Consider the following 10760-nt stretch of genomic DNA (forward strand, 5'->3'; position numbering starts at 1 on the left):
AAAACGAGAAGGCCTGGCGCAGCGAGGCCGAGATCCGCGCCGGCCTGCTGCAGCTGTGGCAGGCCATGCAGGACTGCGTGGCCAACGGCCTGCGCGAGGAGGGCATTCTCCCCGGCGGGCTGAATGTGCGCCGGCGCGCCGCCAAGCTGCACCGCAGCCTGCAGGAGCTGGGCAAGCCCAACGTGATCGGCAGCACCATGAGCGCCATGGAGTGGGTCAACCTCTACGCCCTGGCGGTCAACGAGGAAAATGCCGCCGGCGGGCGCATGGTCACTGCGCCGACCAACGGTGCAGCGGGAATCATCCCGGCGGTGCTGCACTACTACATGCGCTTCAACCCGGATGCCAGCGACGCCGACGTGGTCGACTTCCTGCTGGCCGCCGCGGCGGTGGGCATCCTGTGCAAGAAGAACGCCTCGATCTCCGGCGCCGAGGTCGGCTGCCAGGGCGAGGTGGGCTCGGCCTGCGCCATGGCTGCGGCGGGCCTGGCCGAAGTGCTCGGCGCCACGCCGGAGCAGCTGGAGAACGCCGCCGAGATCGGCCTGGAGCACAACCTCGGGCTGACCTGCGACCCGGTCGGCGGGCTGGTGCAGGTGCCGTGTATCGAGCGCAACGCGATCGCCGCGGTGAAGGCGATCAACGCGGCGCAGATGGCCCTGCGCGGCGACGGCGAGCACCACATCTCGCTGGACCGGGTGATCCGCACCATGCGCGACACCGGCGCCGACATGCACGACAAGTACAAGGAAACCTCGCGCGGCGGCCTGGCGGTAAGCCAGGTCGAGTGCTGAGTCTCTTGCCCGCTGCTTTTATCGAGGAACGCCGCAATGAGCAGTTTCGAGAAGGTGCCGCCCCTGGCCGCCGTCGAGTCCATCGGCTTTCTGCTGGATGAGCAGTTCAGCCTGGTGGCCCTGGCCGCCGCGCTGGAGCCGCTGCGCCTGGCTAACCAGTTGGCCGGGCGTGCCCTGTACCGCTGGCAGACGCTCAGCATGGATGGCCGGGCGCTGCGCGCCAGCAACGGTATGTGGGTCACCCCGGACGGTGCCGCCGGCGACGCGGGCGAACTGCACGGTCTGATCCTCTGTGGCAGCGATGCCGCGCAGGCGCGCGAGCGGCCCGAACTGGAGCGCTACCTGCGGCAGCAGGCGCAGCCCGGGCGGTTTCTCGGCGCACTCGGCAGCGGCAGCTGGACGCTGGCGCGCGCCGGTCTGCTGGAGGGCTACCAGTGCAGCACCAGCTGGCGCTGCCGGGTCGATCTGCAGCGCGCGTTTCCCGGCGTGGCGCTGAGCGCCCAGCCCTTTGTCGTCGACCGCGACCGCGGTACCGCCGCTGGCGGAGCGGCGGGGCTGGAACTGATGCTGCAGTTGATCGCTGGTCGGCATGGCCAGCCGCTGGTCAGGGCGATCGCCGAGACCCTAGCGTTCGAGCTGGTCCGCTGCGAGCCGTTGCCGGCGCAGATGCCCTTGTCCCTCTGCGGCGACGAGCCCAGCCCCAAGCTGCGCGAGGTGATCAGCCTGATGGAGAGCAACCTCGAGGAGCCGCTCGAGCTCGGCCAGCTGGCGGGCTTCGTCGCGCTGTCGCGGCGCCAGTTGGAGCGCCTGTTCGAGCGCCATCTGCAGTGCTCGCCGGCGCGCTACTACCTGCGCCTGCGCCTGGTGCGCGCGCGCCAGTTGCTGCGCCGTACCCGCCTCAGCGTGGTCGAGGTGGCAGCCGCTTGCGGCTTCCTCTCGGCGCAGACCTTCTCGCGCTGCTACCGCGAGCACTTCGCCCTCTGTCCCAGCGACGAGCGGCGTACGCCGCAGGTGGCGCTGCACTGACCGCCGTCCCTCCGGCTGTCACCCTTTCGAGGCCCGTCCGTGCTGGCAGCGCGGTACGGGCCTCTTTTTTTGCGCGCGGAAATTGCCCGCTCGGCAGGGCATAGGCCGCAGCGGATCTGACCAACTTCGGGTCGGAATCGTACAAAAGTTCGCGCCGGGCATCTGTTGCAATCCTCTGCAACGACCCGCCAAACCGGCCGGTCGCCTTACCCCAGACAGCAAAGGGATTCACGCCATGCAGATGCCCCAAACGCTTCGAATCCGGAACGGCGAAAAGGTCAAATCGACGTTCACCGCCCAGGAATACGCCAACCGTCATGCCAAGCTGCGCGCCCACCTGGCGGCCGAGAACATAGATGCGGCGGTCTTCACCTCGTACCACAACATCAACTACTACTCGGACTTCCTCTACTGCTCCTTCGGTCGCCCCTACGCTCTGGTGGTGACCCAGGACGACGTGGTCAGCATCAGCGCCAATATCGACGGCGGCCAGCCCTGGCGCCGCACCGTCGGCACCGACAACATCGTCTACACCGACTGGCAGCGCGACAACTACTTCGTCGCCATCCAGCAGGCGCTGCCGCGCGCGCGCCGCATCGGCATCGAGTTCGACCACCTGAACCTGCAGAACCGCGACAAGCTGGCCGCCCGCTATCCCGACGCCGAACTGGTCGACGTCGCCGCCCCGTGCATGCGCATGCGCATGATCAAGTCCGCCGAGGAGCACGTGATGATCCGCCACGGCGCACGCATCGCCGACATCGGCGGCGCGGCGGTGGTCGAGGCCCTGCGTGACCAGGTGCCGGAGTACGAGGTGGCCCTGCACGCTACCCAGGCCATGGTCCGCGCCATCGCCGAGACCTTCGAGGACGTCGAGTTGATGGACACCTGGACCTGGTTCCAGTCCGGCATCAACACCGACGGCGCGCACAACCCGGTGACCACGCGCAAGGTGAACAAGGGCGACATCCTCAGCCTCAACTGCTTCCCGATGATCGCCGGCTACTACACCGCGCTGGAGCGCACCCTGTTCCTCGACCATTGCTCCGACGACCACCTGCGCCTGTGGCTGGCCAACGTCGAAGTACACGAGGCCGGCCTCAAGCTGATCAAGCCCGGCGCACGCTGCAGCGACATCGCCAAGGAGCTGAACGAGATCTTCCTCAGTCACGACCTGCTACAGTACCGCACCTTCGGCTACGGCCACTCGTTCGGCACCCTCAGCCACTACTACGGGCGCGAGGCCGGGCTGGAGCTGCGCGAGGACATCGACACGGTGCTGGAGCCGGGCATGGTGGTGTCGATGGAGCCGATGATCATGCTGCCCGAAGGCCGGCCCGGCGCCGGCGGCTACCGCGAGCACGACATCCTCATCGTCAACGAGCAGGGTGCGGAGAACATCACCAAGTTCCCCTACGGCCCGGAGCGCAACATCATCCGTAAATAGCCACAGTCACTGCCGTGCCCCGTCGGGCACGGCCCCTTTAGGGTCGCCTGCCGCCTGCAGGTGACCAGGAGGTCACTTAATGAATGACAGCGTGTTCGTCGGCGAACTGAGCTGGAAAGAATACGAAGCCCTGGTGGCTGATGGTCAGCGGGTGCTGTTCCTGCCGGTCGGCGCCCTGGAGCAGCACGGCCACCACCTGTGTATGGATGTCGACGTGCTGCTGCCCACCGCGGTCAGCCAGCGCGTCGCCCAGCGTATCGGCGGCCTGGTGCTGCCGGCTCTGCCATACGGCTACAAGTCGCAGCAGAAGTCCGGCGGCGGCAACCATTTCCCCGGCACCACCAGCCTGGACGGGGCCACCCTCAGCCACACGGTGCTGGACATCATCCGCGAGCTCGGGCGGCACGGCGTACGCCACCTGGTGCTGATGAACGGCCACTACGAGAACGCCATGTTCCTCGTCGAAGGCATCGACCTCGGTCTGCGCGAGCTGCGCTACGCCGGCATCGACGACTTCCGCGTGGTGCTGCTGTCCTACTGGGACTTCGTCAAGGATCCGCAGGTGATCGCCCAGCTCTACCCGGACGGCTTCCTCGGCTGGGACATCGAGCATGGCGGCGTCTTCGAAACCTCGCTGATGCTCGCCCTCTACCCGCAGCGGGTAGACATGAGCCGCGTGGTGGACCATCCGCCGGCGACCTTCCCGCCCTACGACCTCTATCCCATCGATCCTTCGCGCACCCCGGCCCCCGGCACGCTGTCTTCCGCCCGTGGCGCCAGCCGCGAGAAGGGCGAGCTGATTCTCGAGGTGTGCGTGGAGGGTATCGCCAAGGCGGTCGGCGAGGCGTTCGAGAACGTCCCCTGATGCTGCAGACGCGACAGCCGCATGACTTCGCCCACTGATTCCGACAATGACAAGAATGATCGAGAGGCTAGCATCATGAAAGCGCACCAATGCGTGGCGGAACCCTCATCAACCTTCGCCGGGCCGCCACAGGAGGCTGGCGTGGACATATCCGAGAGCGCCTGGCTCAAGGGCCTCAACCCCGTGGTCACCCTCGGTTCGCTGCTGGTGATAGTGGCGGTGGTGGCCGGCCTGCTGCTGTTCCAGGAACAGGCGGCGCTGCTGTTCGACCGGGTGCGCAGCGGCATCACCTACTACTTCACCTGGTACTACGTGCTGATCGCCGCGTTGTTCCTGTTCTTCAACGCCTGGCTGGCCTTCAGCCGCTTCGGCCGCATCCGCCTGGGACGCCAGGACGAGCGGCCCGAGTTCGGCTACTTCTCCTGGTTCGCCATGGTGTTCTCTGCCGGGCAGGGCATCGGCCTGATCTTCTGGAGCATCGCCGAGCCGATGTTCCATCTGCAGGGCAACCCCTTCAGCGACGGCAGCATGAACGCCGCGACGGCGGAAAGCGCCATGCGCATCACCTTCTTCCACTGGGGCCTGCATGCCTGGTCGATCTACTGCATCGTCGCCCTGGCGTTGGCCTACGCCGCCTTCCGCAAGAACCTGCCTCTGACCATCCGCTCCACCCTGCGCCCGCTGTTCGGCCGCCTGATGGACGGCCCGCTCGGCCATGCGGTGGACATCCTGGCGATCCTCGCCACCATCTTTGGCGTCGCCACCTCGCTGGGTCTCGGCGCGCAGCAGATCAACGCCGGCCTCAACCGTCTGCTCGGTCTGGACAGCTCGATCCTGGTGCAGCTCAGCCTGATCGGCGGCATCACCCTGATCGCCGTGCTGTCCGCGGTTTCCGGCGTGACCCGCGGGATCAAGCGGCTCAGCGAGCTGAACATCTGGCTGAGCTTCGTGCTGATCCTGTTCTTCTTCATCTGGGGGCCGAGCCGCTACCTGATCATGTCGCTGGTCGACGCCACCGGCGACTACCTGGCGCATTTCATCGAGATGAGCTTCTGGATGGACGCCAGCCGCCAGGACCCGGGCGCCTGGGAGGGCTGGAAGTCCAGCTGGCAGGGCTGGTGGACGGTGTTCTACTGGGGCTGGTGGCTGTCCTGGGCGCCCTTCGTCGGCGTGTTCATCGCCCGGGTTTCCCGTGGGCGGACCATCCGCGAGTTCATCCTAGGGGTGATCCTGGTGCCGTCGCTGATGACCTTCGTGTGGATCGCAGCGTTCGGCGGCACCGCCATGAGCCACGAGTTGTTCGACCAGGGCGGGGTCGCTGCCGCGGTGTCCCAGGACGTCGCCAGCGCCTTCTTCGCCACCGTGGACAGCATGGCGCTCGAGGGCCTCGGCACCCTGGCGCTGTGGCTGGGCACCCTGCTGGTGGCCACCTACTTCATCACCTCGGCCGACTCCGCCACCCTGGTGCTGACCACCATCATGTCCCATGGCGGCATCCACCCGGCCAAGCGCCATCGGGTGTTCTGGGGCGCGCAGCAGGGCGTGGTGGCCGGCGTGCTGCTGGTCGCCGGCGGCACCGCCTCGCTGGCCACCCTGCAGACCGCGGCCATCGCCGGCGCCCTGCCGTTCTCGCTGATCATGCTGCTGATGTGCCTGAGCCTGACCAAGGCTCTGCGCGCCGAAGCGGCGATCGCTCAGCCCGCCGTCTGAGAGGCGCCGGCCGCGTCCTGCGGCCGGCCTCACCCCGCCCTGCGGGTCGCCCATAACGACAACAAGAGGCCTCACCTATGAGTTCCTGGGTACTCACGCTTTTCGTAGCGCTCAACATCCTCATGTTCCTGATCGCGGCGGCCACCTATGTGTGCCGTGCCGCCCACGAAACCTCCCGACCGACGGAGTAGGTGCAATGGATTTCTATGAAGTGTTCAACTGGGTCCTGCTGATCGTCACCTTCGCGTTGATGATCGGCATGGGTTTTCTCTCCTCGCGCAAGGTCAGGGACAGCGACGAAGGCGGCTTCCTGCTCGCCGGCCGCAGCCTGGGCGCCTTCGTCGGCGCCAGCACCATAGTCGCCACCGGCTTCAGCGGCTGGGGCTTCATGGGCTCGCCGGCGGTGGCCTACGAGTTCGGCGCCATCGAGCTGCTGGGCAACTTCTTCTTCGCCCCGGCGATGATGATCGCGGTGCTGTTCTTCGCCAATCACATGCAGAAGCGCGCCCTGTGCATGGGCAGCAACACCATCCCCGAGTACATCGGCCAGATCCATGGCGGCGGCGCCGGCGGGCGCCTGCTGCAAGGCGTGGCGGCGGTCATGACCATCGTCCTGCTGATGGTCTTTCTGGTCAGCCAGATCAAGGCGGTGGGCATGCTCGGCGCGTCCTGGCTGAACATCGAGATGACCAGCAGCGCCTGGCTGATGGTCTCGGTGATCATCCTCTACACCATGCTCGGCGGCCTGGCCGCGGTGGCCTGGACCGACACCCTGATGGTCTGCGGCATGGCCCTGGCCGCGCTGGCGATCATGCTGCAGGTGTTCAGCAGCGTCGACCTGGGGCTGTGGCAAGCCAGGCTTGACGCCATCGACCCGAACCTGCTCAATCCGGCCACCGCTACGCCCTACGGCGCTAGCAAGGGCTCGGTGTTCCTGGTGCTGCCCTATGCCTTCCTGTTCACCGCGGTGTTGCCCTATATGGCCATCCGCTTTCTGGCCTTCAGGCCCAAGGTGAAGATGCACAGGGTCGGCATCTATGTGGCCATTCTCGGCAGCCTGCTCAGCCTGATCCCCATCGTCGGCCTGTACATGCGTGCCTTCGGTCCGCCACTGGCCGACCCCGACAACGCCATGCCGATGTACCTGCAGACCTTCATGCACCCGGCGCTGCAGGGGCTGATCACCCTGTTCATCATCTTCGCCATGAAGTCCACCGCCAACTCCATGCTGCATACCGTGGCCTCGGCGACCTCGCACGACCTGCGCCTGGCGCTGAACAAGGACGCCGAGACGGACTCGCCGCATGCGCTGATCGTCAACCGTGTCGCGGTGGTGGCGCTGGGGCTGCTCGGCTTGCTGATGATGATGTACGCGCCGCCGTTCATGCTGTCCTGGCTCGGCATCCTCGGCTCCGGCACCCTGCTGGCGGCGATGATCGGCCCGGTGTTCATCTCCACCTTCTGGCGCGGCAATGTCGCCGGCGCGCTGGCGGCCATGCTGGTCGGCTTCTTCACCAGCGGCGGACTGCTGTTGAGCAGCGATATCGGCTGGGTGGAGGGCCCGCTGCTCGGTTGCCTGGCCTCGTCGCTGTGCTACGTGGCGGTCAGCCTGCTGACCCGCGGCAAGGTGCGCATGGCGGCGCGTCTGGCTTGAGTCGCGCGCGGTGCGGGGGATTATTCCTGCACCGCGATCCCGCTCTGCTTGCGCTCGCCGCGCGGCGACAGGCCGAACTGCCGGCTGTAGCACTTGGAGAAGTGCGCCGGCGAGGCGAAGCCGCAGGCCAGGGCGACGTCGCGCACCTGGGCATCGCTGCGCAGCAGCAACTCGCGCGCCCGGTTCAGGCGCAGTTCCAGGTAGTACTGGCTGGGCTTGCGCCCCAGGTACTTGTGGAACAGGCGCTCCAGCTGGCGCACCGATACCTCGTTGAGCTGCGCCAGCTCCTCCAACTCCAGCGGCTCCTCCAGATTCGCCTCCATGATCGCCACGATCTGGCTCAGCTTGGGTTGGGCGTTGCCGATCTTCTGCCGCAGCGGGATGCGCTGCTGGTCGCGGGCGTTGCGCACCCGGTCGCACAGCAGCAGTTCGGCGGCGCGACTGGCGATCTCGGCGCCGCCGGGCTCGCGGCTGACCAGCTGCAGGGTCATGTCCATCGCGGCGGTGCCGCCGGAACAGGTGTAGCGATCGCGATCCAGCTCGTACAGCTGGTTGGAGATGATGATCCCCGGGAACCTGTCCTGCACCTGCTCGATGTCTTCCCAGTGCAGGGTGCAGCGGTAGCCCTTGAGCAGGCCGGCGCAGGCCAGCAGGTGGCTGCCGGTGCAGATGCCGCCCAGCGGCACACCCTGTTCGGCCAGCCGGCGCAGCCAGGCGAGCAGCGCACGGTCGTATTTCTGCGGAATCGGGTTGGCGCCGACGACGAACAGTGCGTCCAGCGGCGGCGCCTGCTCGAAGCCAGTGTCCGGTAGCACGCGCATGCCGTTGCTGGCCGGCACCGGTTCCTGGTCGGCGGCGATCAGCAGGGTACGGTACAGCGGATGCCTGGCGGCCAGGCCGGCCATGCGCAGGGTCTCGATGGCCGAGGCGAAGCCGATGGCGGTGAAGTTGGGGATCAACAGGAAGCCGAAGGTCTTCAGCGTGCCGCAGGCAGGCGCTTGCGGTTGCAGATATTCGGCGTAGCTCATCTGGTACTCCTGTCCGGTCCTCGCCAGCGGGAGGCGGGTCAACCCCGTTCGGCCCCCCCGGCGCGCATGACGCGATCTTACACCGAATTGCCCCCAGCCCGGCGCCGTGGCCCAGGGCGCCACCTGTCTCTGCGCGACATTCCCGGCGCCGGGCCGCCAGGCGCCGCCGTCACCGCTCGTCGCGTGATTCGGGGCAGGTCAGTTTGAGCATTTTGACGTCGTAATTAGGCAAATGACCCCCCAGGCTATTTCGCACAATCGATCCCAACAGACGCCTTGCCGATGGCTCCGCGAGCCAGCGCGGTGGGCGCTTCGCCAACACAGATGCGGCCCTGACGGGTTGCCGGGAGATCGAGATGTTCAGCAAGCAGGACCAGATCCAGGGTTACGACGATGAGTTGCTCGCCGCCATCGACCAGGAAGAGCGTCGTCAGGAAGAGCATATCGAGCTGATCGCCTCGGAGAACTACTGCAGCCAGCGGGTGATGGAAGCGCAGGGCAGCGGGCTGACCAACAAGTACGCCGAGGGCTACCCGGGCAAGCGCTACTATGGCGGTTGCGAGTACGTCGACAAGGTCGAGCAACTGGCCATCGATCGCGCCAAAGAGCTGTTCGGCGCCGACTTCGCCAACGTCCAGCCGCACTCCGGCTCCTCGGCCAACAGCGCCGTGTACCTGGCGCTGCTCAATGCCGGCGACACCATTCTCGGCATGAGCCTGGCCCACGGTGGCCATCTGACCCACGGCGCCAAGGTGTCGTCCTCGGGCAAGCTGTACAACGCCGTGCAGTATGGTCTGAATCCCGCCACCGGGCTGATCGACTACGACGAGGTGGAGCGCCTGGCCGTCGAGCACAAGCCGAAGATGATAGTCGCCGGCTTCTCCGCCTACTCCAAGACCCTCGACTTCCCGCGCTTCCGCGCCATCGCCGACAAGGTTGGTGCCTACCTGTTCGTCGATATGGCGCACGTGGCGGGTCTGGTCGCGGCCGGCCTGTACCCCAATCCGATCCCTTTCGCCGACGTGGTCACCACCACCACCCACAAGACCCTGCGCGGCCCGCGTGGCGGCCTGATCCTGGCCAAGGCCAACGAAGAGATCGAGAAGAAGCTCAACTCCGCGGTGTTCCCCGGCGCCCAGGGTGGCCCGCTGATGCACGTGATCGCGGCCAAGGCGGTGTGCTTCAAGGAAGCCATGGAGCCCGAGTTCAAGGCCTACCAGCAGCAGGTGATCGACAACGCCCAGGCCATGGCCAAGGTCTTCGTCGAGCGCGGCTACGAGGTGGTCTCCGGCGGCACCGACAACCACCTGTTCCTGCTCAGCCTGATCAAGCAGGGCCTGACCGGCAAGGAGGCCGACGCCGCCCTCGGTCGTGCCGGCATCACGGTGAACAAGAACGCGGTGCCGAACGATCCGCAGTCGCCGTTCGTCACCTCGGGCATCCGCATCGGCACCCCGGCGGTCACCACCCGCGGCTTCAAGGTCGCCCAGTGCCAGGCGCTGGCCGGCTGGATCTGCGACATCCTCGACCACCTCGGCGATGCCGATGTCGAGGCGCAGGTGGCCAAGCAGGTGGCCGGGCTGTGCGCGGACTACCCGGTGTATCGCTAAGCCAACCCTCTCCCCCGGCCCCTCTCCCGCAAGCGGGAGAGGGGAGTAGAACCCTGGAGCATGCCCATGCAACGTTATTCCGGCTTCGGCCTGTTCAAGCACTCGTTCAGCCACCATGAGAACTGGCAGCGCATGTGGCGCAACCCGACGCCCAAGCCGGTGTACGACGTGATCATCGTCGGCGGTGGCGGCCACGGCCTGGCCACCGCCTATTACCTGGCCAAGGAGTTCGGCGTGAAGAACGTCGCCGTGGTCGAGAAGGGCTGGCTGGGCGGCGGCAACACCGCACGCAACACCACCATCGTGCGCTCCAACTACCTGTGGGACGAATCGGCGCAGCTCTACGAGCACGCCATGAAACTGTGGGAGGGCCTCTCGCAGGACCTCAACTACAACGTCATGTTCTCCCAGCGTGGCGTGTTCAACCTCGGCCACACCCTGCAGGATATGCGCGACATCGAGCGCCGCGTCAGTGCCAACCGCCTCAACGGCATCGACGGCGAGGTGGTGGACGCCAAGCAGGTGGCGGAGATGATCCCCTACCTGGATTGCTCGAAGAACACCCGTTACCCGGTGCTCGGCGCCTCGCTGCAGCGTCGCGGCGGCGTCGCCCGTCACGACGCGGTGGC

The 10760-nt window shown here is 66.9% G+C and carries 9 protein-coding genes; 8 read left to right on the forward strand and 1 reads right to left on the reverse strand.

From position 1 onward, the window contains the following. From N878_RS03075 to N878_RS03100, 6 genes are all read left to right on the forward strand, one after another. Positions 1 to 791: L-serine ammonia-lyase (locus N878_RS03075; RefSeq protein WP_021442222.1), on the forward strand; the 791-nt coding region annotated here is incomplete at its 5' end. A 36-nt stretch (positions 792 to 827) separates the two neighbouring features. Further along, entirely contained in the window at positions 828 to 1817 is a 990-nt protein-coding gene (locus tag N878_RS03080; protein WP_021442223.1) for a GlxA family transcriptional regulator, read from the forward strand. 235 nt (positions 1818 to 2052) lie between these two features. Beyond that, complete coding sequence (locus N878_RS03085; protein WP_021442224.1) at positions 2053 to 3264, forward strand: M24 family metallopeptidase; 1212 nt, start codon at positions 2053 to 2055, stop codon at positions 3262 to 3264. Between the two features lie 79 nt (positions 3265 to 3343). Further along, entirely contained in the window at positions 3344 to 4129 is a 786-nt protein-coding gene (locus tag N878_RS03090; RefSeq protein WP_021442225.1) for a creatininase, read from the forward strand. 141 nt (positions 4130 to 4270) lie between these two features. Next, positions 4271 to 5839 carry a BCCT family transporter gene (locus N878_RS03095; protein ID WP_021442226.1) on the forward strand — a complete coding sequence of 523 codons (1569 nt, stop codon included), beginning with the start codon at positions 4271 to 4273 and terminating at the stop codon, positions 5837 to 5839. 196 nt (positions 5840 to 6035) lie between these two features. After that, entirely contained in the window at positions 6036 to 7493 is a 1458-nt protein-coding gene (locus tag N878_RS03100) for a sodium:solute symporter (protein WP_021442228.1), read from the forward strand. A 20-nt stretch (positions 7494 to 7513) separates the two neighbouring features. On the opposite strand, the gene N878_RS03105 is transcribed toward N878_RS03100, so the two are convergent. After that, the gene (locus tag N878_RS03105; RefSeq protein WP_021442229.1) at positions 7514 to 8521 is read right to left on the reverse strand and encodes a GlxA family transcriptional regulator; all 1008 of its coding nucleotides are present in this window, start codon (positions 8519 to 8521) and stop codon (positions 7514 to 7516) included. Between the two features lie 356 nt (positions 8522 to 8877). On the opposite strand from N878_RS03105, the gene glyA reads away from it, so the two are divergent. Both glyA and N878_RS03115 read left to right on the forward strand, forming a co-directional pair. Next, complete coding sequence (gene glyA / locus N878_RS03110; protein ID WP_021442230.1) at positions 8878 to 10131, forward strand: serine hydroxymethyltransferase; 1254 nt, start codon at positions 8878 to 8880, stop codon at positions 10129 to 10131. Positions 10132 to 10197: 66 nt separating this feature from the next. Next, the coding region (locus N878_RS03115) for an FAD-dependent oxidoreductase (protein ID WP_021442231.1) at positions 10198 to 10760 on the forward strand (563 nt) is incomplete at its 3' end.

It is taken from the genome of Pseudomonas sp. EGD-AK9 (assembly GCF_000465935.2).
Classification (GTDB): Bacteria; Pseudomonadota; Gammaproteobacteria; order Pseudomonadales; family Pseudomonadaceae; genus Aquipseudomonas.